This window comes from Fredinandcohnia onubensis, assembly GCF_002734215.1.
GTDB classification, from domain to species: domain Bacteria; phylum Bacillota; class Bacilli; order Bacillales; family Bacillaceae_L; genus Ferdinandcohnia; species Ferdinandcohnia onubensis.
Genome location: NZ_NSEB01000011.1, coordinates 180,943 through 206,484 on the forward strand (window position 1 = coordinate 180,943; position 25,542 = coordinate 206,484).

Below are 25,542 nucleotides of genomic sequence, written 5' to 3' on the forward strand. Positions count from 1 at the left end.
TTATCATAAACAAGTATTTTATTGGATTACTTTTTCTATCCATACTTGTATAGGCAAAAATATAACCCCACGATATCGTGGGGTACGCTACTTATTTTTGTTTGTTCTTCAGCTTTATTAAGGCAATTTCTGCCGCATGCTGTTCAGCTTCTTTTTTCGATCTTCCTGTGCCTATTCCAAGTTCCTCGCCATTTAAAGAAACGCGTGAAACGAATTCACGACTATGGGCTGGCCCTTTTTCTTGGAGAACCTTATATTCGATAACTCCAGTTCCATCCCGTTGGACAAGTTCTTGTAGTTGACTCTTAAAATCCATCACATGAGAAAAAGCACCCGCATTAATTTTAGGTATGACTGTTTTATCTAAAAACTGGTTGACAACCTCTAAGCCATGATCAAGATAAAGTGCTCCAATAAATGCCTCAAATACATCAGCAAGTAAGGCTGGTCGCTCTCTACCACCCGTCATTTCTTCTCCTTTTCCTAGTAAAACAAGTTCCCCAAATTTTAATTCATTCGCAAAGGTTACTAATGATGGCTCACAAACTATTGCCGCCCGCATCTTTGTTAACTCACCTTCACTCATGATTGGAAACTTTTTAAAAAGGAATTTGGAAATGGTTAGTTCTAAAACAGCATCACCTAAAAATTCAAGCCGTTCATTGTCTTCGTGAGGCTTTTTTCGATGCTCATTCACATAAGATGAATGTGTAAATGCTTGAATAAGTAATCCTTCATCATGAAACTGAATTCCAAGTCGCTCCTGAAAAGCTTTGAATTTTAGAGCGAATTTATTACCTTTGTCTTTATTTATCCGCTTCACCTTATGAACCTCCAAGGAGAAAGCCCCGTTTAATTAACGGGACTTACATTCTAAGAAATATTATAGCTGGCTTTTTATGTAATTTACAGCGTCACCAACTGTAGCAATTTTTTCAGCCTCATCATCTGAAATTTCCATGTCAAACTCATCTTCAAGTTCCATAACAAGTTCAACTACGTCTAGTGAATCCGCTCCAAGATCATCTTTAAAAGAAGCCTCTAAAGTTACTGCTGATTCCTCAACACCTAAGCGGTCAACCACGATTTTTGTAATTCTCTCAAACACATCTGCCATTTCCATTCACCTCCCCTCAAGGTATTATATTTTGTTTTACTAGAAAAGCGCAAGAGCCTTTCTTCATCTCAGTAATATTCGTTATACCTTTTACCCTAGCAAAAATAGCCATGGGGCTCTTTAATTACATTACCATTCCACCGTCAATATGCAAGGTTTGACCTGTCATATAATTGCTATTATCTGATGCAAGGAATAGAACAACTCCAGCGATATCGGTAGTTTCACCAAATCTATTTAGAGGAATTAGTTTTAACATTTCATTTTTAACGTCTTCAGGAAGCTTATCTGTCATATCAGTCGTAATAAATCCTGGCGCTACAGCGTTCACCGTAATATTACGGCTAGCTAATTCCTTAGCGGCTGTTTTAGTTAACCCAATTACACCAGCCTTTGCAGCAACATAGTTAGCTTGTCCAGGATTTCCACTAACACCCACGATTGAAGCTATATTAATTATTTTTCCAGAACGCTGCTTCATCATTTGTCTAGTGACTGCTTTCGTGCTTAGAAATACACCTTTTAGGTTAATATTAATAACATCATCCCATTCTTCCTCTTTCATTCTCATCAATAAATTATCCCTAGTAATTCCTGCGTTATTAACGAGAATATCAAGACTGCCGAAAGTGGAGATAACTTCTTTGACCATATTTGTCACCGAATCTGCATCTGACACATTCGCTTGAATCGCAAATGCTTCTTGACCTAATGCTTTAATCTCATCAACAACTTCGTTTGCTTTTTGTTCACTACCAGAATAGTTTACCGCAACTTTTGCACCTGCTTTTGCCAACTCAATTGCAATTGTTCGGCCTATTCCACGTGAAGCACCGGTAACCAATGCTACTTTGCCATTTAACATCCTAATTTCCCCCCTTTAAAGCACGAATTGTTGCTTCGAGTGTTTCTGTATCACTAATTGCATATGTTGTTACTCTGCGATTTACTTTCTTAATTAAACCAGAAAGAACTTTTCCAGGGCCAATTTCGATAAAAGTATCTACGCCTTGGTCAAGCATATATTGAACAGAATTTTCCCATAAAACAGGTGAATATAATTGCTTTACTAGATTTTCTTTTATTTGTTCAGCCGAAGTCATTTCTTCCGCATTTACATTAGCCACTACTGGAACAGATGCATCAATAATCTCAATTTGATCCAATACGGAGCGTAATTTTTCAGCGGCAGGCTCCATTAATGATGAATGAAACGGTCCACTTACTTCAAGTGGAATCGCACGTTTTGCTCCTTTTTCCTTTGCTAATTCACAAGCTCTTTTTACTCCTTCGGTAGAACCTGAAATAACAATCTGGCCAGGACAATTAATATTCGCCAGCTGTACTGGATGACCCAAACCAGATATCTCTTCGGTTACAGCGTGTAAGTCATCACTACTCATCCCTAAGATTGCTGCCATTGTGCCTTGGCCAGCAGGTACAGCTTCCTCCATAAATTCGCCACGTTTGCGTACTGTACGAACAGCATCTTCAAAGCTCAGAGCGCCAGCAGCTACTAATGCCGTATACTCACCAAGACTATGTCCCGCTACGTACTCAGGTGTTAGATTTGCTTGCTTGAATTTTTCAAGAATCGCTATACTCGTCGTTAAAAGAGATGGTTGAGCATTAGTAGTCAGTGTTAATTTTTCCTGTGGTCCATTAAAGATAAGTGAGGACAGTTCCTCTCCTAGTGCTCTGTCTGCTCTAGTAAAAATATTTTGAGCCGTTTCTGAAGAATCTGCTAATTCCTTCCCCATCCCCACGGTCTGAGAACCTTGTCCTGGAAAAACGAATGCAATCTTACTCATTCTCTATTCCCCCTATTCGTCTACTGTAGGATTCATATCCTCTAATGTTTTACGTATTGTTCCAGCTACATCTTTTTCTACCATTTCATAGGTTTGACGGATGGCACTAAATAAACCATTTGCATCTGAAGAACCATGTGCTTTAATAACAGGAGCCTTTAATCCAAATAATCCTGCTCCTCCGTATTCTGAGTAATCTAATGTCTTTTTTAATACCTTTAATTCTGGCATTAATAGACCAGCAGCTATTTTACTTTTTAGATTGCTTGTAAAAGCTGTTTTCAACATTTTAAACATGGAAAGTGCAGTACCTTCAATTGTCTTTAAAGCCACGTTGCCTGTAAATCCATCTGTAACAACAACATCAGCAACTCCATCAAGCAGATCTCTTGCCTCTACGTTTCCAACGAAATTAAGATTTGTAGCTTTCATCATTTCAAATGCATGTTTCGTTAATTCATTCCCTTTTTTATCTTCTGTACCGACATTTAATAGGCCTACTCTAGGATTTGCAACTCCACGTACCTTTTCAGAATAGATGGAGCCCATAATCGCATATTGAAGCAAGTGCTCAGGCTTTGCATCAACGTTTGCACCAACATCAAGCATGAGGAATCCCTTTTTATCTAGAGTTGGTAAAGTCGGTGCTAAAGCTGGTCGATCAATTCCCTCAATTCGGCCAACGATAAAGAGTCCAGCAGTCATTAATGCCCCAGTATTTCCTGCAGAAATACAGGCATCTGCACGTCCCTCACTAACCTCTTTCGCCATTAAAACCATCGATGCGTTCTTTTTTCTTCTAACAGCCCTTACAGGTTCATCCGTACCTTCAATTACTTCTGTTGTATGTATAATTGTGATTCTTTCATCTTCAGTTAAGTATTTGCGAATTTTTACTTCATCACCAATTAGAGTAACTTCAAGGTCTTTATAATGCTTTAAAGCGGTTATTGTTCCCTTTACAATTTCCTCCGGGGCATGATCTCCACCCATTGCATCAATTGCAAGTTTCATCTTTGTATCATTCCTTTTGTTTGCTTTTAGGTAGTCCGATGCTCAATACCTGAGTTTGTTCTCTATTATGAATCAATTTTTACTTGTTTATTAGAACGATACATCGTAAATTCACCGGAAAACACCAGTTCATTTCCGACATAGCTATTTACATCTACGATAGTTCTCCCTTTTTCCTCAGAACCGTTCACTTTTGCTTTCGCGACGACACGCTCGCCTAGTTTTACTTGTCGGGTAAAACGAATATTCGCTTTTGCCGTAAGTGCTAACTCATCATTAATGACAGCAACTGCTAGTGAATTTGCTTGGGCAAAGAGATGATGTCCACGAGCTATATGGTTACGTTTAAATACATGCTCCTGTGTTACATCAAAGATAGAAATTGCATTCTCATCTAATTCAATATCAATAATCTCACCAATAACCTCGTCAATTGGTAAAGCTTTAACTTCATCTTCTAATTTTTTTTCAGCAACATTCTTGATTCGCTCACGTAGTTCAGGAATTGATAGTTCTAATCGGTCCAATCGAATTGTTTGAACACTTACCATGAACTTTTCCGCTAAGTCTTCATCAGTTATAAATGGATTTACCTGGATCGTTTCCTGCAGTAGTTGTTGCCGTTCTTTTTTACTCTTTCTCATTTAAAAACACACCGTCCGCACTCTTAAGACTAGGTACTAATAGTTAGTATATAATTAAAAAAAGCAGATTGCAAGAAGAAATCCTCCTCACAAGCTGCCCTAAACGAAATGGGTTTTAATCAAGTTTTTCACCATCTAAAATACCGGATTGTAATAAATCCTCCCTAAGGTGTTTGTATGATTGGTCTTTCCAAAACACATGAGAATTTATGAGTTTAGTAGCATCATTTCTCGCGACCTCTAGGGTGCGGTAATCGTGGACCATATCCGCAACTTTAAATTCGGGAACACCACTTTGTTTTCGTCCAAAGAAGTCACCTGGTCCACGAAGTTCTAAATCTTTTTCTGATAAGACAAAGCCGTCATTTGTTTCCGTCATGATCCGCATTCGTTCTTTTCCCACTTCAGATTTTGGATCAGCAAGAAGGATACAATAAGACTGTTCACTTCCCCGTCCGACACGTCCACGCAATTGGTGAAGTTGAGATAGTCCAAATCGTTCTGCATCATAAATCACCATCAAAGTCGCATTGGGAACGTTCACACCAACTTCAACTACTGTTGTCGAAACTAGAATTTGAACTTCATTTTCACTAAATTGTCTCATTACATCCTCTTTTTCGTCTGCGGACAATCGACCATGCATTAAACCGACCTTTGCTTTGTTTTGAAAATGAAATGAAAGCATTGAATGAACATCAATTGCATTTTGTACATCGAGCTTATCTGATTCCTCAATCAGAGGGCAAATTACATAGGCTTGTCTACCTTTAGCAAGCTCTTTTTCGATAAACACCAATATCCGTTCTAGTAACTCATGCTTCACCCAATATGTTTCAATTTTTTTCCTTCCCGCTGGCATCTCATCGATTACCGAGACATCCATTTCGCCAAAAACAGTAATCGCAAGAGTTCTTGGAATTGGTGTTGCAGTCATAAAAAGCACATCAGGATTTTCACCTTTTTCCCGCAAAATCCTGCGCTGTTCAACACCAAAGCGATGCTGTTCATCTGTAATTACCAGTCCAAGCTTATGGAAGTTAACTTCATCTTGAATTAGAGCATGAGTACCAACTAAAATATCAACTTCACCAACTTTAAGCTGCTCGAGGATTTCTCTTCTTCGTTTCCCCTTGACAGAGCTTGTTAACAGTTGAATATTTAACCCGTACTCGGAAAATAACCCCATTAACGAATGTGAATGCTGTTCCGCTAAAATCTCTGTTGGTACCATTAATGCTCCCTGATACCCTGAAAGGATTGCGGCATATAATGAAATAGCTGCAACAACCGTCTTACCTGAACCTACATCACCTTGTAGCAAGCGATTCATTCGATATGGAGAGCGGAGATCATTGATAATTTCAGTAACAACCCGATTTTGGGCATTTGTTAAAGGAAATGGCAGTGCCTTCATGAATCCTTCTAATTTGTCTATCTGAAAGTCCATTGCTGAACCCATCGTTTGTTCCCGTTCAAATTTCCTAAGTGCCTGCATCTTCAGCTGAAAAAGGAGAAACTCCTCATACACAAAGCGTCTTCTAGCCTGTTTTAAATCTTGATGGCTTAATGGATGATGCATGATTTTTATAGCATCTTTCTTAGGTAAGAGCTTGTATGTGGTTAATAATTGTTCTGGGAGATTGTCCTCAATTTGATCACCAAACTGCCCAAGAGCAAGTGCCATAAACCGCTTCATTCCTTTAGCGGTGATCTTCCCTTTTGTTGAATAAACCGGTTCAATCCGATTGTCTTTTGTCATTGGACCAAAAACAATTTCACTAACGGTTATTGTTTGACGATGTTGATCCCATTTTCCGGAAATTGTAATAGTATCATTTAGCGATATTTTATTTTTGTAATATGGCCGATTAAAGCAGGTCGCTGTAATAAGGTAACGACCAACTAAGACCCTAAAAGTTAAGCGCGAGCGTTTACGATTGTAATAGGTTAATAGTGGTTCACTATGAACTTTTCCCTCAATCGTTATTTTCTCCTCATGCTTAACCTCTGCAAGGTCTCTTAGACTATAGTCTTCAAATCGATATGGAAAGTACAAAAGTAGGTCAAGAATGGAATAGATGTGCATCTCGTTAAGCTGTAATCCTGTCTCCTCGCCTATTCCTTTTACTTCAGTGACAGGTTGCTTGAGTTGACTATTCACTTTTGTTTAGCGAAATCCCAAAAATCTTTGCTTCTAGAGCACGACCTGTTGGGGTTGCCGCTAGTCCTCCCTGCGCTGTTTCTTTTAGTGCCGTTGGCATTGTCTGACCAATTCTATACATCGCATCGATTACCTCATCACATGGGATTCGACTTGTAACTCCTGCTAATGCCATATCTGCAGCAACCATTGCATTCGCTGCTCCCATCGCATTCCTCTTAACACAAGGGACCTCGACAAGTCCTGCCACAGGGTCACATACTAGTCCAAGCATATTTTTTAAAGTGATCGCCATTGCTTCTGCAGATTGCTGTGGAGTACCACCTGCCATCTCGACAATCGCTGCAGCAGCCATTCCAGCAGCAGATCCAACCTCAGCTTGACAGCCTCCAGCAGCACCCGAAATAGAAGCATTGTTTGCAACAACAAATCCAAATGCACCAGCAGTAAATAAAAATTGAACCATTTGCTCTTTAGTTGGATTCAATTTTTCTTTCACAGCAAATAAAGTACCTGGTACAACACCTGCAGAGCCTGCAGTTGGAGTCGCACAAATCGTTCCCATTGCTGCATTAACTTCATTAGTCGCAACAGCTTTGCTAACAGCGTCCAAGACTGTTTTACCCGTTAAAAAGTTTCCTTTTTGTATATAATTCTGTAAGAGAACAGCATCTCCACCTGTTAAACCGGAATGCGACGAAACGCCAGCCAATCCTCTCTCGACAGCTTTTTCCATTACTTCAAGATTTCGTTCCATTTGCGTGATGATTTCTTCACGAGTTTTTCCTGTTACTTCAACCTCTTGTTCAATCATCACTTCTGCTATTTTCATATTTTTAGAAGTAGCAAGCACTACTAACTCAGCAACATTACGAAACATATAAAATCCTCCTGTCGATTAAACTTGTATCCAATTAACAATGAACTTAGTCGACAATCTTAGCTACCTTAATAATATTGGGTAAAGAAGATAATTCATCTAAGACAGGTCCTTCGATGTTTTGATCCACTTCAATTGTCATAAGGGCTTGCATCCCTTTTTCTTTTCGAGCTACTTCCATATGCCCAATGTTGATCGCATATTTTGCAAGTACGTTGGCAACACCTGCAATCGCACCATAACGATCATTGTGGACAACAAGAATTGCCGGATGATTACCTGATAAGCGCAGCTTAAAGCCGTTTAGTTCAGTAATCTCAATTTTTCCCCCGCCAATGGAAATACCTACAAGCTCTAGTTCCCCTTCATCATCACCAATCAGTACTCTGGCTGTATTAGGATGTTCAGGAACAGCTTCTTCTTCGATGAACTTTATCTGAATGCCTGCTTCTTTGGCGATATCCAATGAAATTTTAATTCTTTCATCAAATGTATCAAAATCAAGAAGACCACCAATAATTGCTACATCTGTTCCATGGCCTCTATATGTTTCTGCAAATGATCCATAGAAGGAGATGTTTGCCCATTTTGGTTCACGACCAAATAAGCTTCTTGCAACCCTTCCAATACGAGCTGCCCCAGCTGTATGCGAGCTTGAAGGACCAATCATAACCGGACCAATAATATCAAAAACACTTCTATATTTCATATTATCTCCTCCTTACATACTATAGAATTATGGAGTTAGGTCAAACTATGTTCCTACATATTACTCTATTTCTCTAAAACTATTTTAGCTACAGGAAATTGTCCCCAAACATTGAAATAGAAGGGATAAATCCCTTCTATTTTATAGCTTATTCAACTGAGAAAATAAATGCGTAAAGCGGTTGTTCACCATTATGCACTTCAACTTCGATATCTTCAAACTCATCCTCAAGATATTCGACAATTGCATTCACATCATCTTCTGAGGCATCTTGTCCATATATGATGGTAACAATTTCATCCTCCTCAGCAGAAATGATTTTTGCTAAAAGATCTTTTGCCGCTTTCAGCTTATCTTTATCTGTAACAACAATTTTACCTTCAGCAATCCCCATGAAATCATCTTTTGAAATATCAATTCCATCTATATTTGTATCACGGACTGCATATGTGATTTGACCCGTTTTGACATTACTTAATGCATCTGTCATGGATGACTGATTTGCTTCCAATTCACCGGATGGATTAAATGCCAACAATGCAGACATCCCTTGTGGCACTGTTCTTGATGGGACAACAACAACATTTGCTTCAACAACAGCTGCTGCTTGTTCTGCCGCCATAATAATATTTTTGTTATTAGGTAGAAGAATGAAGTTCTCTGCATGTACCGATTCCATTGCCTTTACAAAATCTTCCGTACTTGGATTCATCGTTTGTCCACCCTCGATAACTACATGAGCACCGATACTCTTAAAGAGTTCAGTAATTCCTGAACCCATTGCAACAGTGATAATTGCAAATTTTTCTTTTTCTTTACTACTTTTAACTTGTACAGGTGTTTGTGTTTCATCTTCATTTAGAATTGCAGTATGCTGCTCTCGCATATTTTCGATCTTCATTTTAATCAAGCTTCCATACCGTTGTCCATATGATAAAACTTCACCCGGTTGTTCGGAATGAATATGTACTTTTACGATATCATCGTCTGAAATAACTAATAAAGAATCACCATATTTGCTTAAATCATTGCGAAACTTTTCTTCAGCAAATGGATTTCTGCTCGTTTTTTCAGTTTCAAACTTCACCATGAATTCTGTACAGTAACCAAACACGATATCTTCAGTATTCATATGGCTTTGAACACTTTTATGATGTTCTGCGTTAACAAGTTCGTTCATTGATGGTGAAGAAATGGACATATTATCAATTGTTTCACCTTTTAGTTCTGAAAGGAAACCTTCATAAACAAGTAATAAACCTTGACCACCACTGTCTACAACCCCAACCTCTTTAAGTACTGGGAGCAGATCAGGTGTACGATCCAATGAAGCTTTTGCTTCTTTCACTAATTCTTCCATCACGATAATGATGTCAGTTTCATTTTTTGCTACATCAACCGCACGTTTCGCAGCATCCTTAGCAACTGTTAGAATCGTCCCCTCAACAGGTTTCATAACTGCTTTATAAGCCGTTTCTACACCATTTTCAAATGCATGGGCAAATTCAGCGGCAGTTAAAGTCTCCTTCTGCTCAATTGCCTTAGAAAAACCTCTGAAGAGCTGAGAAAGGATAACACCTGAGTTACCTCGTGCACCCATTAATAATCCGCGCGCTAGGGATGCACCGACCTTCCCGATATGTGGGGTAACATTATTTTTTACTTCCTTTGCACCAGATGTCATGGAAAGATTCATGTTCGTTCCTGTATCACCATCTGGGACAGGGAAAACGTTTAGTGCATCTACCATCTTTGCGTTATTAGATAAGTGAGTAGCACCTAATAACACCATTTTCGCAAAACGTTTTCCATCTAATGTAGTAATTGACACTCAAAGTTCCTCCTTCTTATGGGTTCGTTACACGAACTCCTTGCACGTAAATATTAACCGAACTAACAGCAAGTCCTACTGTTTGGTCTAATGTATATTTCACCTTTGATTGAACATTGTGGGCAACCTCAGAAATTTTCGTGCCATAACTTACGATTATGTACATGTCGATATGTACTTCGTCATTTTCTTGACGAACAACAATACCACGGGCAAAATTTTCTTTGCGTAAAAGCTCAGTAATACCATCTTTAATTTGCTTTCGAGACGCCATTCCAACGATTCCATAACAATCGATAGCAGCTCCTCCTGCAACTGTTGCAATTACATCGTTCGATATATCAATTTGTCCGTATTTCGTTTTTAATTCGATGGACATGTCAGTTCCCCCTTTATAATTGTTCACCTTGGCTACAGTCATTTTACTATAACATTACAGATTTTTAAAGTAATTCATCAGGTTGGTTCATGTATTCATTACCTTTTATTATATAGCTTTACCGAAATTCTATGTCTTGACAAGTATTTTTCCTTTAAACCCACGTTAAGAAGTATTGCAATATCCGATTTTGTATGATAAATTATATAAGTATTTCTATGAAGAAAGCGATATGTATGATTGTTGCTGTGCAAGTAAGGAGGGAAATAGAATGGCACGTAAATGTGTAATCACAGGTAGAAAAACTACTACTGGTAATGCTCGTTCCCATGCAATGAACGCTTCAAAACGTAAATGGGGAGCTAACTTACAAAAAGTTCGTATTTTAGTTGACGGTAAACCAAAACGCGTATATGTTTCTGCAAGAGCATTAAAATCTGGTAAAGTAGAACGCGTGTAATAAAGAAAGACCTTTAGCTCTTACAAATGTGTAAGAGCTATAATTTTTGCCACAAAAAAAGGCACCTAAGGGCGGTGCCTCTTTTATCCTTTTTTAAATGATCCTAACATGGCACGAACGATACCACCTAAGAACTTTGGCAACTTAATCGTATAAAATTTCATACTTTCCCTCCTCAATGCAAATATCCACGTACTTTCATTGAATTCATACAGTCTACTTTATAATATTATTCAAATGAAAAAAAATAGTACCATAGTACATACATATAAATAAAAGCAATTTCTTTTATCCTACTTAAAACATTCATATGCCCTTTTGATAAAAAAAAGTACAATTCAATCTATTTTTTCATTTCGAAAACATAGTATGCCTCGTTAAAAAAGTATGAAAAAAAAGAGCAGACATTCTGCTCTTTTTTACATATTACGGATTTTTTCAATTGCTGCTTTCCGATCCACTTGATTGTATACAGCTGATCCAGCAACTAAGACATTAGCACCAGCCTCGACACAAAGCCTTGCTGTTTCTTCATTGACTCCTCCGTCAACTTCAATTTCAACATTCAAGTTTTTTTCTTTCACCATCCTGGCAACTTCCTCAATCTTAGGAAGCACGGAATGAATGAATTTTTGCCCTCCGAATCCAGGGTTCACTGTCATTAGTAACACTAAATCAATATCCTCAATAATATGCTTAATTGTATCTACAGGAGTTGCAGGATTTAATACAACTCCAGCTTTTACGCCATGAGATTTAATTAATTGAATGGTACGATGAAGATGAGGGCATGCCTCGACATGTACCGTTATAATGTCAGCTCCTGCGTTAGCAAAAGCAGAAATGTATTGATCAGGGTTTTCAATCATTAAATGAACATCCAATGGCAGTTTAGTAATTGGTCGAATTGCTTCTACAATTAATGGACCAATTGTAATATTAGGAACAAAGTGACCATCCATGACATCCACATGAATATAGTCTGCTCCTCCATTTTCAACATCCCTAATCTCTTCTCCAAGCTTTGCAAAATCAGCTGAAAGAATGGATGGTGCAATTTTGATCATCCTTAGTACCTCGGCTTTCTATCCTTGATTTCTTCAAAAAAACTCACATAATGGTCATATCGGAACTTAGCAATACTCCCTTCCTCTATACCCTGTCTAACAGCGCATTTCGGCTCAGAAATATGGGTGCATCCTCGAAACTTACAATTTGCTCCTGCATCATAAATTTCCGGAAAGCAGTATGAAAGTTCATCTAATTCGATTGTCAAAAATTCCAACGAACTAAAACCCGGCGTATCTGCGACAAGGCCACTACCCACCTCAATTAATTCAACATGTCTAGTTGTGTGCTTTCCTCGACCTAAAGATGATGAAATTTCATCCGTTTTCAATTCAAGATCCGGTCGTAGCGTATTCAATAATGAAGATTTTCCAACCCCTGATTGCCCCGCGAAAACTGAAATTTGATTATCCAGTAGAGGCAGAAGCTGATCCAGACCTTCACGTTCCTTCGTTGAAGTTAACAGGACATGATAGCCAATTTCCCGATAGATATCTGCATACTCCCGGATCTCCTGTAACAACTCATCGGAAATTAAATCCGTTTTACTAATACAAATAATAGGTTTTATATCGTTGGATTCAACTAAAACAAGAAAGCGATCTAACAACAATGGACTGAAATCGGGTTTAATTGCTGAAAATACCAAGATAGCTTGATCAACATTAGCAATAGGTGGCCTTACTAATTCATTTTTCCGTTCTAATACTTCTAAAATATACCCATCTGTTTCGTTTTCTGCTTGAAAAACAACATGGTCTCCCACCAATGGAGTAATTTTATTTTTACGAAATACCCCTCTACCACGACATTGAATCAGTTCACTGTTTTCACCTTGGACATAATAAAATCCGCTTAATGCTTTAATAATTTTGCCTTCTGGCATAGTTTCACTCCTTGTTTCATTTCATTCGTCACGACATATGTCAGGCAGATTAAAATCCCATCTACCTGTTGACGCCTATTGTTCTGGATACGGAATTTTATCTCGCTGATCTAATACTCCATTTATTAAAACCATGTATTCGGCAGTTTCACCTGGGTTAATCACAAAGGTAAGTTCAATTGAACGTTTTTCCTTGAGCTCAAAATCATCATAAACATTGTTGATGTTATTATTCGCATCCCCAATATAAATTTCCACTAACTGCGGGCTTTCCTCTTCATCCGGCGTATAATCAATCGTTATCGGGTGTTTTACTTCTTTGGGCTCCTTGGGCTCAGGACCTTTTGACATAATTACTTTTACCTTGTCACCCTTTGTTAATTCAGTACCTGCTGCAGGAGTTTGAGAAATCGCCTGGCCAGCAGAAATTTCATCCGAGTATTGCTCCTCAGCAGAGTCAATATTCAAACCAGTCCTATTCGCATATTCAGCGAGTGCATTTGCAGGGTATTTTGTTAAATCAGCAAGTTTAATAGTTTCAAGTCCCTTACTAATCGTAAAAGTTACTTCTGTTTCTTCTGGTACAACCTCTTCTCCTTCATCAATTGATTGGCTAAGAATTGTTCCTGGGGCACTATCAGAAAATTCTTCTTCTGAAAACACAGCTAAATATTTTTCTTTATTAATTAATTTCTCTTTTACTTCCTCGAAATCCTTACCGACATAATCCTTAAAAGCCACTTTCTTTTTACCAGTACTTTCATATAAATCAATAGTGGCGCCTTCCTTAACCGAATCTCCTGCTTCAGGATCAGTACGAACAATATAGCCTTCTTCTACTTCTTGGTCACTAATTTCAATCGTGTCACCAATCGTAAATCCGGCTTCCTTCAATTTGTTAACGGCTCGATCGTAAGTCATGTTTGAAACATCTGGAACTTCGACATCCTTCGGTAAAAACAAGGCTGGAAAAATTGTTACTGCAGCAACTCCAGCGGCAAGAATTAAGAAAAAGATGATGGCAAGAGAAACTAAAAGCTTATTTTTCTTTTTCTTCTTTTTCTTTGGTTTTGGTTCGTCCTGATCAACTGATTTAGAGTTCTTTTGAGAATCTCTCACCATTGTTTCAGCACTTGTTAATGGACCATTATCCTTAATGATTGGAATCGCCTTTGTAACTTCATCATCCATATCAGGTATCACGAATTTTTCTTCATTTAATCGATTTGGAAATAACGCAGTTTGCAAATCCTCTTCCATCTCTTCAACAGAATCATATCGATGAAATGGATCTTTTGCAGTTGCCTTTAAAATAACATTCTCAACACTCTGTGGTATGGTCGCATTCCATCTTTTTGGTGATGGGGTATCTGATTGAAGATGCTTTAAGGCGATAGATACCGCTGATTCACCTTCAAAAGGTACTCGACCTGTCAATAATTCAAACATCACGATACCTAGTGAGTAAATATCTGACTTTCTAGTAGACATTCCACCCCGCGCTTGTTCTGGTGATAAATAATGAACCGAACCAAGTACAGAGTTTGTTTGAGTTATTGTTGTTGAACTTAGCGCCACTGCTATCCCAAAATCTGTTACCTTAACGGTTCCATCGTGATCAATTAAAATATTTTGTGGTTTGATATCACGGTGAACAATTTGATTTTGATGGGCATGTGTGATTGCAGATGTCAACTGCAACATAATATTAATCGCTTCTTTTGGATGAAGCGGTGCATTTCGTTGTATGTATTGTTTCAAAGTTTGGCCAGGAACATATTCCATTACAATATAATAAATGTCCTCTTCTTCACCAACATCATAGATACTTACAATATTTGGGTGTGCCAAGCTTGTAGCCGCATGCGCTTCTCTTCTAAATCGTTTGATAAATTCTTCATCATTGGAGAAATCTAACCGAAGTACCTTAATGGCTACGTCTCTTTCAAGAATAACATCTCGCGCTAAATAGACATTGGCCATTCCGCCTCCACCAATAACCTCGAGAATTTTATATCGACCACTTAATCGTCTTCCAATAAGCATAGGGTTATTCTCCCTCACTTTCAGGTGTGTAATCGACGATTACGAGTGTGATATTATCTTCTCCACCATTATCATTGGCTAATTGGATAAGTTGTTCACTCTTGTTTTCAATACGTTCGTCACTTTCTAGAATGCTTTTTAATTCAGCCTCGGATACTTTATTAGATAACCCATCAGAGCAAATTAAAAGCATGTCCCCTTCATCTAAAATAAGGGTTTTCAGATCCATTTGCACATGTGTTTCTGTTCCTAACGCACGTAAAACGACATTTTTACGTGGATGATGCTCTGCATCTTCCTTCGAAATATGGCCAGAACGAACAAGTTCGTTGACTAATGAATGATCCTCGGTAATTTGTTGGAACCCATGACTGTTTAGAACATAACAGCGGCTATCTCCAATATGAGCTACAGTTGAGAACAACTCTGTACAAATAGCAGCTACAACAGTCGTTCCCATACCTTTGCATTCATCATTTTCCTGTGAATGTGTATACAGGTTTAAATTTATTTTGGAAATATGCTCTTTTAACCACTTTTCTGCTGATTCTGATGTCGCGATCTTGTCAACTTGCTCCCAATAAGACCGTAGCTGGGATGTTGTCATACTACTCGCAACATCACCAGCTCGGTGACCACCCATGCCATCAGCCACTACAGCTAATACTTGTCCTGCTTTGTTATGGTATACACCACAGCTATCCTCATTGATTTGTCTTACTTTTCCCCGGTTTGTCAAAAAGAACGACCTCATATGTTCACCTCGTCTCCTCTTTACGCTCCTTTGCACGTAATTGACCACAGGCCGCATCAATATCATGACCTTGTTCACGTCGAATTGTCACATTCACACCATGCTTCTTTAATGTCTTTTCAAATTCAAAGATTTGCTCTCGCGGTGTTCGAACATAATCGCGCTCAGGAACATAATTGACTGGAATTAAATTCACATGACACTTAATTCCTTTTAGTAGCTCTGCTAGTTCTTCAGCATGTTCAACTTGATCATTGACTCCACCAAACAACCCATATTCAAAGCTAATTCTTCTCCCTGTTTTATCAATATAATAACGTACAGCTTCCATTAAATCAGGTAGTTTATATGCACGATTAATCGGCATTAACTTACTTCTAATTTCAGTATTAGGTGCATGTAAAGAGATTGCAAAATTTATTTGTAATTTTTCATCTGCAAACTTATAGATTTTTGGAATGATTCCACTTGTTGAAACGGTAATGTGACGAGCACCAATATTTAAGCCTTTATCATGGTTTATAATTTTTAGGAATGAAAGCATTTGATCGTAGTTATCAAATGGCTCACCAATACCCATTATGACCAAATGGCTTACACGTTCATCTAGCTCATCTAGTGCTTTTTGCACCTTTACAACTTGAGCCACAATTTCGCCAGCCTCTAAATTACGTTTAAGTCCCCCTAACGTTGAAGCACAGAACGTACAACCAATGCGGCAACCAACCTGTGTTGTTACACAAATGGAGTTCCCGTAGCTATGTCTCATAAGCACTGTTTCAATCGAATAGCCATCATGAAGTTCAAATAAAAATTTCATTGTACCGTCAGCTGATGTTTGCTGAATGATTGTTTTAAGGGTCGTAATTGTAAAATGCTCAGCTAGCTTTTGTCTTAATGAATTTGAAAGGTTCGTCATCTCGTCAAATGTTGTAACACGCTTCATATAGAGCCATTCAAAAATCTGATTCCCACGAAATTTCTTCTCTCCATTTTCGATGAGCCAGTTTTCAATTTCCTCTAATTGAAGTGAATAAATTGATGGTTTTGAACTCGGTAAATTTTGTTTTTTTCTTCTCGTTGTTTGTACTTCTTCCAATTACATTACACCTGCTTTCTTAATCTTGCAATATAAAATCCATCCGTACCAAAATAATGTGGATAAAGCTGAAGTTGTCCATTTTTAATATATGGTTTCACTATTTCAGGAAGATCATTTTGTATTGATTCATCTAGTATAAAATCGGGATTTTGTTCTAGAAAGGTTTTAATTACACCTTCATTTTCTTCGTAATCTATTGTACATGTGCTATACACGAGTATACCATCTTTTTTTAATAAAGATGAAACCTCTGTTAGTATGTCTAACTGTATTTTTGCAAGGTTATGATTGTCTGATAACGATTTTGTATATTTAATATCCGGTTTTCTTCTTATAACGCCAAACCCTGAGCACGGTGCATCCACAAGAATTTTATCAAACATTTGACCTTCAAAGATTTCCCTTGCTTTTCGACTATCATGGGCTTTTGTCTCAACATTTTCAATTCCTAAACGCTTTACTGCTTCATTAATCAATTTTATTTTATGCTCATGTAGATCAAGTGAGTAAACCTTGCCCGTGTTTCCTAGTAATTCGGCGATATGTGTTGTTTTACCACCAGGTGCCGCACAGCTATCGAGGACTTGATCACCTTTTTCAACACCGAGTGCTCTTGCAACAAGCATAGAACTTTCATCTTGGATCGTAAAATATCCCTCTTTAAAGGTCTTTGAATGAACCAAATTCCCACGAACAGACTTAATCGCATCAAGAGACACATCACCTTCGACAGCTTCAATATCCTCTTCTTTTAGCATTTGAATAAGCTTTTCTCTCGTTGTTACCAGATTATTAACACGTCCTGTTTGCTCTGGTGGGGTACAATTCACTTCACACATTTTCCGGGTTTCTTCTATTCCAATTTGTTGGGCCCAACGTTTGACAAGCCAGATAGGGTGACTGGTTTCAATAGCTATTCTTTCAACTTCATCAGTAATTTGTTCTAATGAAGGCAAGCCCTCTCGTTGAATGGAACGTAATACACCATTCACCAGTGAAGCTGTACCTTTATGCCCTCTTTTTTTGGCGATTTCGACTGCCTCAAAAAAGATAGCTCGTTCAGGTACTCGGTCTAAATAAATCATTTGATATAAGGAAAGTCTTAATAAGATTTTTACCCATTGATCGAGTTTTTTACTCTTTTTCAAAAACGGGGCTAAATAAAAATCCAATGTTTCACGGCGTTGAATTGTTCCGTATACAATCTCTGTAAGTAAACCTACATCCTTTCCTTTCACCTCATGCTTTTTTATCATTTGGTTTAAAAGTAGATTGCTGTATGCTTGGTCTTTTTCAATTTGCAATAAGATTTCAAGCGCTACATTTCGAACATTAGTTTTCGTCATTTTTGTCTCCTAGCTGAGTTCCCACCTGTATAGTCGACCCCATCAGGAATTGCTCTGCACTCATCTTTTTCTTACCGGCAGGCTGAAGTTGGGTGATTTTTATAAAAGTAGTATTCCCAGTCGAAACAATAAACCCATCTTTTTCGATTGAAACAACCGTTCCGCTCTTTGCAGAAGTTGAGGAAGGTACCTTTTGGCCCCACCATATTTTCATTACATCGCCATTTAAAATAGTATAAGCAACTGGCCAAGGGTGAAGTCCACGAATATGGTTGTATATATCCTCTCCATCTTTTGTCCAGTCTATCTTTTCCTGTTCACGCTTAATATTTGATGCAAATGTTGCCTTAGAATCATCCTGTTTAATTGGTGTTATTTTACCTGCTAAAAGCAAAGGTATCGTTTCAGATAATAGCTTTGAACCTGCAACACTTAATTTATCATGTAAAGAACCTACATGGTCTGTATCTAATATTGGAATTTCAACTTGAGTTAAAATATCCCCTGCATCTAGCTTTTCAACCATATACATGATCGTAACACCTGTTTTTTTCTTTCCATGGAGAATTGAATAATGGATTGGTGCACCACCTCTAAGCTCAGGAAGTAAGGATGCATGTACATTAATACAACCAAACTTAGGTGCATCCAATAATTCATTAGGGAGAATTTGTCCGAAAGCAGCAGTTATAATTAAATCAGGTTTATAACTTAAAACTTTTTCAATTTCTTCTTTTTCACGAATTTTATTTGGTTGTAAGACTGGAATATTGTGTTTTAATGCCTCTACCTTAACAGGAGGAGGGGTTAAAACTCTTTTTCTACCAACTGGTCTATCAGGTTGCGTTACAACAGCAACAACTTCATATCCATCTTCTATTATTTGACGTAAAACAGGTACTGAAAAGTCTGGAGTACCCATAAATACTATACGTTCCATGTAATTACCTACCCTTCAATTTCTCCTTCTTCATAATAACGGTTCACCTTCGAAGTAAATAAAATACCGTGGAGATGATCGATTTCATGTTGAATTGCACGGGCCAAGAATTCTCTTGCCTCAATTATGTATGTTTTCCCTCTTCGGTTCTGCGCTCTAACCTTTACGTAATCATTACGCGTAACTTCACCAAAAAGGTCCGGAAAACTGAGACAGCCTTCTGGACCTACCTGTTCACCTTTACGTTCAAGGATCACGGGATTAATAAGTTCAATAAGTCCGCTCTCGTCTCCGATATCAACGATTGCGATTTGTTTTGCAATGCCAACCTGAGGGGCTGCTAAGCCAACACCGTCCGCCTCAAGCATTGTATCATACATATCTTTAATTAGTTTTGACAATTTCCGGTCAAAGGTGGTTACCTTTTCACATTCTACCTCTAGTATTTCATTAGGGTATTTAACAATTGGTAATACTGACAAGTGTGTTCCTCCAACATTCTACTTTTTTACTAGTCTCTCTCTTTTCACTTAACTTTAAACTACATCATAATATATGGGTTTAAGTCAATTGATAATGTAAGTGAGTTTTGAGAAATTTCTCGTTGATAACGATCTAGTATTCCTTTTAAAAGCTTATTAAGATTTGGCTCATTTTTGTATTTTATCATGCATTGGTATCGATATCTATTATTAATCCGAGCAATCGGTGAGGTTACCGGCCCTAGGATGATGGATTGATTAGATAAGGACTTTCGTAAATAGATTGCAATCTTCTCGGCAACATCCACCGTTTTCGTTAACTCTGGATGTGTCACGGTTACTAATGCGAGATAATAATATGGTGGATAGGCATGAGCTTTTCTGATTCTCATTTCATTTTGATAGAAGGTGTCATAATCATGATGACTCGCGAGCTCTATACTATAGTGCTCAGGAGTATAACTCTGAATCACAACCTCGCCTGGCAACTCATGACGTCCCGCTCTTCCACTAACTTGTGTCAGAAGCTGAAACGTTTTTTCGGATGAGCGAAAATCTGGCAGGTTAAGCATGGTATCAGCCGTTAATACACCAACTAATGTAACATTTGGAAAATCTAATCCTTTTGCAATCATTTGTGTACCTAATAAAATATCAGCTTTTCGATCACCAAATTCTTTTAATAACTTCTCATGAGCACCTTTTCGGCTTGTTGTATCTACATCCATTCGAATGACCCTTGCTTCTGGTAACACTTTAGCAAGTTCTTCTTCCACCTTCTGAGTGCCTGTTCCAAAGAAGCGAATGTGCTCACTTCCACACTCTTGGCAAGTATTAGGCATGAATGTTTCGTAACCACAATAATGGCATTTTAAACGGTGATGTGTCCTATGATAGGTTAGCGAAATTTCACAATGTGGGCAATTTGCGACATATCCACAATCCCTGCACATGACAAACGAGGAATGTCCACGCTTATTTAAGAATAAAACCGATTGTTCATTTCGTTCAAGTCGCTCTGTTAATTTTTCAAATAGAGAGCCTGAAAACATGGAGCGATTACCATTGCGCAATTCCTCGCGCATATCGACGATTTCAACACTCGGTAGTGGCCTTTGATTAACTCTTTCCTTTAATGTTACAAGCTCATAAACATTCTTTGAGGCTCGCGCGAAGGATTCAAGCGTCGGTGTCGCACTGCCTAAAATAACAGGAGCGTTATGGAGTTGCCCACGAAAAATAGCAACATCTCTCGCATGATATCTTGGATTGTCTTCCTGTTTATAGCTTGATTCATGTTCTTCATCAATAATGATGATTCCGAGATTCTCAAACGGTGCAAAAATAGCAGATCTTGCCCCAACTACAACACTAACTTCCTTACGGTAAATCTTTCGCCATTCATCATATTTCTCTCCGATTCCTAGGCCACTATGCATAACGGCAACCCGAGAACCAAATCGGCCCTTAAAGCGACTCACCATTTGTGGGGTCAGAGAGATTTCTGGCACAAGCACAATCGCTTCTTTACCTCTTTTTAAGACTGCATCAATTGCCTGCATATAGACCTCGGTCTTCCCACTTCCTGTAACACCATACATTAAAAACACCTTATGAAGAACATCCTCAATTGAGGAAAGAATCGGAGATATCACGTTTTGTTGTTCAGTTGTTAGTGGCATTGGTGTAGTCTGTTCAAAATGCTTGTCCGCATATGGATCCCTGTATACCTCAACATTTTTTTCTGAAAGAAGGCCCTTTTTGACCATTGTTCGAATCGTGCTATCCGTCACGCCAACCTTCTGTAAAAGTTCCTTTAAAAAGATTGGCTTATTGTCCTTTAAAAAATAGTCCAGGACATCTTTTTGTCTTTTAGCAGTTGCAGGTAGTTCGTGGATTACTTTTTCAGTTTCATCTGCTGAAATCGAAAGCTTCACCTGCTTCATTGTCTTCTTGTTACTACGATTTTTTACTTTGTAGACAACTTCAAGGAGGCCTTTTTTTATATCCTTTTGGTAAATATGTAGTAAATCATTTTTTTCCGCATCTTCCCAGTTCACCACATCATGTTGGATAAATGAAGCTTGTATAGCTGGCTCCAATTCACTTCTGGTTGAAGGTTCAAGTAGTCTTATTTCTTTTTCATATTTCGCCCGCATGGCTGATGGAAGCATCGCTTGTAATGCAGAGATTGTAAAACAAAGCGTTTTTTCTGTTAACCATTTCCCAATATGAAGAAGCTCCTCGTTCAGGGCAGGTGTAAGGTCAAGCAAGGAATGAATTTCCTTTAGCTTTTCCACTTCTCCCTCAGATGATAGGCTCATAACGAATCCCTGCACTTTGCGGGGACCAAATGGAACAACGACCCTCATACCAGGTACGATGATGTCCTTCCATTTATCAGGAACTAGATAATCATAGGTTTTATCTGTTTGCATTGCCGGAACATCAACGATTATGCTTGCGATTTTCATTTTTTCTCGCCATCCAAGAGTTTTTTCACTTCTTGAAGAATTGCTTTTGCAACTTCAAGTTTAGTCATCATCGGCAAATCTTTTTGTGTTCCATCCTTCTTATAAAGAGTTACTAAATTTGTATCAGTACCGAAACCGGCCCCCTGTGTCGTCACATTATTTGCAACGATCATGTCAAGGTTTTTCGAGGTAAGTTTGCGTTTTGCATATTCATCTATATGATCTGTTTCAGCAGCAAACCCAATTAATAATTGATGATCCTTTTTTTCTCCTAACGTTTTTAATATATCGGTTGTTCTTTCTAGTTCTAGGACAAGGTCACCCGTTTTCTTTTTCATTTTTCCATCATAGACTTGCTTTGGACGATAATCCGCAACAGCGGCAGATTTTATGACAATATCACTTTGTTGATAGTGGGACATCACTTGTGTAAACATCTCTTCTGCAGATTCAACTGGAATCATTCGAACATTAGGTGGAACCAGAAGATTAGTTGGTCCAGAAATCAAGGTTACTTCTGCACCCGCTTTACCTGCAGCCTCTGCAAGAGCATACCCCATTTTACCGGTTGAACGATTTGTAAAGAATCGGACAGGGTCAAGTTTCTCACGTGTGGGCCCAGCAGTTATTAAGACCTTTTTACCGTGTAGTAGTGGTTTTTCAGAAAAATGAGCAGTAATAAGTTCAACAATTTTTTCAGGCTCTTCAAGACGTCCTTTTCCAACATAACCACATGCCAAATACCCTTCAGAAGGTTCAATAAATTGATACCCATCCCGAGCTAAGATCTCGATATTTCGTTTTACAGCAGGATGATCATACATATGGACATTCATTGCAGGAGCTATCCATACAGGGACAGTGTTTGCAAGCAATGTTGTCGTGATCATATTGTCTGCAATTCCATTTGCGAGTTTGCCGATTATATTTGCTGTTGCAGGTGCAACTACAACTAAATCGGCCCAATCTGCAAGATCAATATGGGCAATAACAGCCGGATTTTTTTCATCAAATGTATCAAAATAAACATCATTCCTTGACAAAGCTTGGAATGTTAAGGGAGTAACAAATTTCATAGCAGATTCGCTCATGATTACTTTTACTTGAGCTCCTGCTTGGGTCAGCTTGCTTGTCAAAGCTGCCGCCTTGTATACCGCAATCCCACCACTCACGCATAGTAATATTTTTTTATTTAGCACTTGAATCCCCCATTTCTTAAAAAAATAACAACCTACATGAGAGGTTGTTATTTTTGGTTATTCAGTAATTGTTGGTTTTGTATCAACGTCGGCTTTATTATCAGTCGAATAATAAAGTAAACCGGCATCAATTTCTTCTAATGCTTTACCAACTGATTTAAAGGATACAGGCTTCTGTACCATTCCATTATTCTTCTCTTGCATTTCTCTTGCCCTTTTTGATGCAACAGTTACAAGTGTATACTTGGAATTTAATTTATTTAATAATGAGTCAATAGATGGATTTAACATTTAAAAATCACCCTCCAGCATTTTTTTATAGCGTCTTGACACTCGATCTCTTCGACAATGTTCAGCCGTTACAATTGCATTAATTCGATCGCACGCAAGTTCTACTTGATCATTTTCAACGACATAATCATAAGCGTCCATCATTTCAATTTCTTCTTTTGCTACCTTCATTCTGTTAAGAATTAAATCATCAGTTTCAGTACCCCTCGTTACGATCCTGTTCTTTAATTCCTTCAAACTTGGCGGCGCTAAGAAAATGAATAACCCCTCTGGGAATGCTTTTCTTACTTGCAGTGCACCTTGTACCTCTATTTCTAGAAAGACATCTCTACCATCCTGTAAGGTTGACTCCACATAGTCAATTGGGGTTCCATAATAGTTCCCTACATATTCCGCCCATTCTAGAAGCTTGTCGTTTTTTATTAATTCCTCAAACTCTTCTTTCGATTTAAAGAAGTAATCTACACCATCTACTTCTCCCTCGCGCGGTTTTCTCGTCGTCATCGAAATGGAGTATTGAAATTTTGTATCAGGCTGAGAAAAAATAGCTTTTCGAACAGTCCCTTTCCCGACACCAGATGGACCTGATAAAACAATTAGTAAACCTCTTTCTTTCATTCGTTCTAATACCTACCCTTCGTCTGTTAGCTCATCTTCTTTTGATAGTCTTTGTGCAACCGTCTCTGGCTGGACCGCGGATAGTATAATATGGTCACTATCCATAATCATAACCGCACGGGTTCTTCTTCCGTATGTAGCATCAATGAGCATTCCTCGATCACGAGCGTCTTGAATGATTCGTTTAATCGGAGCAGATTCGGGACTCACAATCGATATAATTCTGTTGGCCGAGACAATATTCCCGAATCCGATATTTATTAATTTGATTTGCACGTAAACTCCCCCAATAAGTACCCCTCTATTTTTGCCGTGATAATGGCTTTATAATCAAGCTTATTCAATATTTTGAACTTGCTCTTTTATTTTCTCTAGTAAACTTTTTATCTCCACTACATGTTTAGCAATCGTAGGATCATTCGCCTTTGAACCGATTGTATTGGTTTCCCTATTCATTTCTTGAACGATAAAATCGAGTTTTCGACCAATAGGTTCATTCGTACTTACAGTTTCTTTAAACTGACTAATATGACTTTCGAGACGGGTCAGTTCTTCACTGATATCAGCTTTTTCCGCAAATAGAGCGACCTCCGTGAGGATACGATTTTCATCAAATTCATTCCCCACATATTCTTTGATCCTTTTTTCAATTCGATCCCGATACTGAGTAACCACAATTGGTGCATATTCTTTAATAGTATGTACATTTTCTACAACTAGGTCGAGAAAAGAGAAAATCACTTCGATTAATGTCTTTCCTTCAGCTTCCCTCATTTGTTTTAATTGGAGTGTAGCACTTTGAATCACCTCAAGGACCGTTGATTCCAGTTCATTATTCTCCATTTCCTTCTCTTCGATAGATAGAATATTATCGTTTGAAAGTAGCTGTTGTGAAGTAATTTGATCACTAAGTTGGTATTTTTCTTGGATGACTTTGGTTGTTGTAACGAGCTCTTCTAATAAATCCCAGTCAATGGAAATTGCTTTCGTGACTAGTCCTTCACCTTCAATATTTAAAAAAACTTCGACGCGTCCTCTTTTTACATGCTCTAATATCGCTTTTTTTATTTTATCCTCAAGAAACAGTAGTTGTCTAGGTAATCTTATATTGATTTCACAGAATCGATGGTTTACAGATTTCAGTTCTACATGAACGGTGTAGCCATCCATTTCCTTATTGGCACGACCATAACCTGTCATACTTGCTATCATCTTTTCACTTCCTATCTAACATAAAAGAGACATTACTTTATAGATAAAATTTCTTCATTCTATACTTATTTTACCATTGTTTATTAAAATCGAATAGTTTTTAAAGATTTCAACA

27 protein-coding genes are annotated in these 25,542 nt (G+C 38.1%); 1 reads left to right on the forward strand and 26 read right to left on the reverse strand.

Features of this window, described 5'->3' with window-relative positions:
* Positions 1-91: 91 nt before the first annotated feature.
* From rnc to CKK03_RS13330, 11 genes are all read right to left on the reverse strand, one after another.
* Positions 92-823, reverse strand: coding sequence for a ribonuclease III (gene rnc / locus CKK03_RS13280; RefSeq protein ID WP_099363038.1), 732 nt, complete (start codon positions 821-823; stop codon positions 92-94).
* Positions 824-883: 60 nt separating this feature from the next.
* Positions 884-1,117 carry an acyl carrier protein gene (locus CKK03_RS13285; RefSeq protein ID WP_099352471.1) on the reverse strand — a complete coding sequence of 78 codons (234 nt, stop codon included), beginning with the start codon at positions 1,115-1,117 and terminating at the stop codon, positions 884-886.
* A gap of 124 nt (positions 1,118-1,241) precedes the next feature.
* The gene (gene fabG, locus CKK03_RS13290) at positions 1,242-1,982 is read right to left on the reverse strand and encodes a 3-oxoacyl-[acyl-carrier-protein] reductase (RefSeq protein ID WP_099363039.1); all 741 of its coding nucleotides are present in this window, start codon (positions 1,980-1,982) and stop codon (positions 1,242-1,244) included.
* Position 1,983: 1 nt separating this feature from the next.
* Positions 1,984-2,928, reverse strand: coding sequence for an ACP S-malonyltransferase (gene fabD, locus CKK03_RS13295; RefSeq protein ID WP_099363040.1), 945 nt, complete (start codon positions 2,926-2,928; stop codon positions 1,984-1,986).
* Between the two features lie 12 nt (positions 2,929-2,940).
* The gene (gene plsX / locus CKK03_RS13300; RefSeq protein ID WP_099363041.1) at positions 2,941-3,942 is read right to left on the reverse strand and encodes a phosphate acyltransferase PlsX; all 1,002 of its coding nucleotides are present in this window, start codon (positions 3,940-3,942) and stop codon (positions 2,941-2,943) included.
* A 65-nt stretch (positions 3,943-4,007) separates the two neighbouring features.
* The gene (gene fapR, locus CKK03_RS13305) at positions 4,008-4,586 is read right to left on the reverse strand and encodes a transcription factor FapR (protein WP_099363042.1); all 579 of its coding nucleotides are present in this window, start codon (positions 4,584-4,586) and stop codon (positions 4,008-4,010) included.
* A 115-nt stretch (positions 4,587-4,701) separates the two neighbouring features.
* Positions 4,702-6,750, reverse strand: a complete 2,049-nt coding sequence (gene recG, locus CKK03_RS13310) for an ATP-dependent DNA helicase RecG (RefSeq protein WP_099363043.1) — start codon at positions 6,748-6,750, stop codon at positions 4,702-4,704.
* Positions 6,743-7,630, reverse strand: a complete 888-nt coding sequence (gene sdaAA, locus CKK03_RS13315) for an L-serine ammonia-lyase, iron-sulfur-dependent, subunit alpha (RefSeq protein ID WP_099363044.1) — start codon at positions 7,628-7,630, stop codon at positions 6,743-6,745. Before sdaAA ends, recG begins: the two co-directional genes overlap by 8 nt.
* Positions 7,631-7,676: 46 nt before the next feature.
* Positions 7,677-8,339, reverse strand: coding sequence for an L-serine ammonia-lyase, iron-sulfur-dependent subunit beta (gene sdaAB, locus CKK03_RS13320; protein ID WP_099363045.1), 663 nt, complete (start codon positions 8,337-8,339; stop codon positions 7,677-7,679).
* 148 nt (positions 8,340-8,487) lie between these two features.
* On the reverse strand, positions 8,488-10,170 hold the full coding sequence (locus CKK03_RS13325) for a DAK2 domain-containing protein (protein WP_099363046.1): 1,683 nt from the start codon (positions 10,168-10,170) through the stop codon (positions 8,488-8,490).
* A 16-nt stretch (positions 10,171-10,186) separates the two neighbouring features.
* Positions 10,187-10,549: an Asp23/Gls24 family envelope stress response protein gene (locus tag CKK03_RS13330; protein WP_099363047.1), complete on the reverse strand. Its 363-nt coding sequence runs from the start codon at positions 10,547-10,549 to the stop codon at positions 10,187-10,189.
* 271 nt (positions 10,550-10,820) lie between these two features.
* On the opposite strand from CKK03_RS13330, the gene rpmB reads away from it, so the two are divergent.
* Positions 10,821-11,009, forward strand: coding sequence for a 50S ribosomal protein L28 (rpmB, locus tag CKK03_RS13335; protein ID WP_010282529.1), 189 nt, complete (start codon positions 10,821-10,823; stop codon positions 11,007-11,009).
* Positions 11,010-11,092: 83 nt separating this feature from the next.
* On the opposite strand, the gene spoVM is transcribed toward rpmB, so the two are convergent.
* The 15 genes from spoVM to CKK03_RS13410 all read right to left on the reverse strand — a co-directional run bounded on the left by spoVM (position 11,093) and on the right by CKK03_RS13410 (position 25,427).
* Entirely contained in the window at positions 11,093-11,173 is an 81-nt protein-coding gene (gene spoVM, locus CKK03_RS13340) for a stage V sporulation protein SpoVM (RefSeq protein WP_010282530.1), read from the reverse strand.
* A gap of 255 nt (positions 11,174-11,428) precedes the next feature.
* Complete coding sequence (rpe, locus tag CKK03_RS13345) at positions 11,429-12,076, reverse strand: ribulose-phosphate 3-epimerase (protein ID WP_099363048.1); 648 nt, start codon at positions 12,074-12,076, stop codon at positions 11,429-11,431.
* A 2-nt stretch (positions 12,077-12,078) separates the two neighbouring features.
* The gene (rsgA, locus tag CKK03_RS13350; RefSeq protein WP_099363049.1) at positions 12,079-12,963 is read right to left on the reverse strand and encodes a ribosome small subunit-dependent GTPase A; all 885 of its coding nucleotides are present in this window, start codon (positions 12,961-12,963) and stop codon (positions 12,079-12,081) included.
* A gap of 75 nt (positions 12,964-13,038) precedes the next feature.
* A complete protein-coding gene (gene pknB, locus CKK03_RS13355; RefSeq protein WP_099363050.1) occupies positions 13,039-15,009 on the reverse strand; it encodes a Stk1 family PASTA domain-containing Ser/Thr kinase in 1,971 nt (656 codons plus the stop codon).
* Positions 15,010-15,013: 4 nt separating this feature from the next.
* Positions 15,014-15,763, reverse strand: coding sequence for a Stp1/IreP family PP2C-type Ser/Thr phosphatase (locus CKK03_RS13360; RefSeq protein ID WP_099363051.1), 750 nt, complete (start codon positions 15,761-15,763; stop codon positions 15,014-15,016).
* Between the two features lie 4 nt (positions 15,764-15,767).
* Positions 15,768-16,862 carry a dual-specificity RNA methyltransferase RlmN gene (rlmN, locus tag CKK03_RS13365; RefSeq protein WP_099363052.1) on the reverse strand — a complete coding sequence of 365 codons (1,095 nt, stop codon included), beginning with the start codon at positions 16,860-16,862 and terminating at the stop codon, positions 15,768-15,770.
* Between the two features lie 5 nt (positions 16,863-16,867).
* The gene (rsmB, locus tag CKK03_RS13370) at positions 16,868-18,211 is read right to left on the reverse strand and encodes a 16S rRNA (cytosine(967)-C(5))-methyltransferase RsmB (RefSeq protein ID WP_099363053.1); all 1,344 of its coding nucleotides are present in this window, start codon (positions 18,209-18,211) and stop codon (positions 16,868-16,870) included.
* The gene (fmt, locus tag CKK03_RS13375) at positions 18,198-19,151 is read right to left on the reverse strand and encodes a methionyl-tRNA formyltransferase (protein WP_099363054.1); all 954 of its coding nucleotides are present in this window, start codon (positions 19,149-19,151) and stop codon (positions 18,198-18,200) included. Before fmt ends, rsmB begins: the two co-directional genes overlap by 14 nt.
* A gap of 8 nt (positions 19,152-19,159) precedes the next feature.
* Positions 19,160-19,633, reverse strand: coding sequence for a peptide deformylase (def, locus tag CKK03_RS13380; RefSeq protein ID WP_099363055.1), 474 nt, complete (start codon positions 19,631-19,633; stop codon positions 19,160-19,162).
* A 59-nt stretch (positions 19,634-19,692) separates the two neighbouring features.
* A complete protein-coding gene (gene priA, locus CKK03_RS13385) occupies positions 19,693-22,107 on the reverse strand; it encodes a primosomal protein N' (protein ID WP_099363056.1) in 2,415 nt (804 codons plus the stop codon).
* Entirely contained in the window at positions 22,104-23,306 is a 1,203-nt protein-coding gene (coaBC, locus tag CKK03_RS13390) for a bifunctional phosphopantothenoylcysteine decarboxylase/phosphopantothenate--cysteine ligase CoaBC (protein ID WP_099363057.1), read from the reverse strand. The genes priA and coaBC overlap by 4 nt, the downstream gene beginning before the upstream one ends.
* Before the next feature lie 57 nt (positions 23,307-23,363).
* On the reverse strand, positions 23,364-23,597 hold the full coding sequence (gene rpoZ / locus CKK03_RS13395; protein WP_099363058.1) for a DNA-directed RNA polymerase subunit omega: 234 nt from the start codon (positions 23,595-23,597) through the stop codon (positions 23,364-23,366).
* Positions 23,598-24,215: a guanylate kinase gene (gene gmk, locus CKK03_RS13400; RefSeq protein ID WP_099363059.1), complete on the reverse strand. Its 618-nt coding sequence runs from the start codon at positions 24,213-24,215 to the stop codon at positions 23,598-23,600.
* Between the two features lie 12 nt (positions 24,216-24,227).
* Positions 24,228-24,491: an extracellular matrix/biofilm regulator RemA gene (remA, locus tag CKK03_RS13405; protein WP_010282579.1), complete on the reverse strand. Its 264-nt coding sequence runs from the start codon at positions 24,489-24,491 to the stop codon at positions 24,228-24,230.
* A 60-nt stretch (positions 24,492-24,551) separates the two neighbouring features.
* On the reverse strand, positions 24,552-25,427 hold the full coding sequence (locus CKK03_RS13410; protein WP_099363060.1) for a YicC/YloC family endoribonuclease: 876 nt from the start codon (positions 25,425-25,427) through the stop codon (positions 24,552-24,554).
* Positions 25,428-25,542 lie beyond the last annotated feature (115 nt).

What these genes read in the sequence shown, in the direction of transcription:
- CKK03_RS13285 (WP_099352471.1), bottom strand. Translation starts at nt 1,117, where the DNA reads ATGGCAGATGTGTTTGAGAGAATTACAAAAATCGTGGTTGACCGCTTA.
- fabG (WP_099363039.1), bottom strand. Translation starts at nt 1,982, where the DNA reads ATGTTAAATGGCAAAGTAGCATTGGTTACCGGTGCTTCACGTGGAATA.
- fabD (WP_099363040.1), bottom strand. Translation starts at nt 2,928, where the DNA reads ATGAGTAAGATTGCATTCGTTTTTCCAGGACAAGGTTCTCAGACCGTG.
- plsX (WP_099363041.1), bottom strand. Translation starts at nt 3,942, where the DNA reads ATGAAACTTGCAATTGATGCAATGGGTGGAGATCATGCCCCGGAGGAA.
- fapR (WP_099363042.1), bottom strand. Translation starts at nt 4,586, where the DNA reads ATGAGAAAGAGTAAAAAAGAACGGCAACAACTACTGCAGGAAACGATC.
- sdaAA (WP_099363044.1), bottom strand. Translation starts at nt 7,630, where the DNA reads ATGTTTCGTAATGTTGCTGAGTTAGTAGTGCTTGCTACTTCTAAAAAT.
- sdaAB (WP_099363045.1), bottom strand. Translation starts at nt 8,339, where the DNA reads ATGAAATATAGAAGTGTTTTTGATATTATTGGTCCGGTTATGATTGGT.
- CKK03_RS13330 (WP_099363047.1), bottom strand. Translation starts at nt 10,549, where the DNA reads ATGTCCATCGAATTAAAAACGAAATACGGACAAATTGATATATCGAAC.
- rpmB (WP_010282529.1), top strand. Translation starts at nt 10,821, where the DNA reads ATGGCACGTAAATGTGTAATCACAGGTAGAAAAACTACTACTGGTAAT.
- spoVM (WP_010282530.1), bottom strand. Translation starts at nt 11,173, where the DNA reads ATGAAATTTTATACGATTAAGTTGCCAAAGTTCTTAGGTGGTATCGTT.
- rpe (WP_099363048.1), bottom strand. Translation starts at nt 12,076, where the DNA reads ATGATCAAAATTGCACCATCCATTCTTTCAGCTGATTTTGCAAAGCTT.
- rsgA (WP_099363049.1), bottom strand. Translation starts at nt 12,963, where the DNA reads ATGCCAGAAGGCAAAATTATTAAAGCATTAAGCGGATTTTATTATGTC.
- pknB (WP_099363050.1), bottom strand. Translation starts at nt 15,009, where the DNA reads ATGCTTATTGGAAGACGATTAAGTGGTCGATATAAAATTCTCGAGGTT.
- CKK03_RS13360 (WP_099363051.1), bottom strand. Translation starts at nt 15,763, where the DNA reads ATGAGGTCGTTCTTTTTGACAAACCGGGGAAAAGTAAGACAAATCAAT.
- rsmB (WP_099363053.1), bottom strand. Translation starts at nt 18,211, where the DNA reads ATGACGAAAACTAATGTTCGAAATGTAGCGCTTGAAATCTTATTGCAA.
- fmt (WP_099363054.1), bottom strand. Translation starts at nt 19,151, where the DNA reads ATGGAACGTATAGTATTTATGGGTACTCCAGACTTTTCAGTACCTGTT.
- priA (WP_099363056.1), bottom strand. Translation starts at nt 22,107, where the DNA reads ATGAAAATCGCAAGCATAATCGTTGATGTTCCGGCAATGCAAACAGAT.
- rpoZ (WP_099363058.1), bottom strand. Translation starts at nt 23,597, where the DNA reads ATGTTAAATCCATCTATTGACTCATTATTAAATAAATTAAATTCCAAG.
- gmk (WP_099363059.1), bottom strand. Translation starts at nt 24,215, where the DNA reads ATGAAAGAAAGAGGTTTACTAATTGTTTTATCAGGTCCATCTGGTGTC.
- CKK03_RS13410 (WP_099363060.1), bottom strand. Translation starts at nt 25,427, where the DNA reads ATGATAGCAAGTATGACAGGTTATGGTCGTGCCAATAAGGAAATGGAT.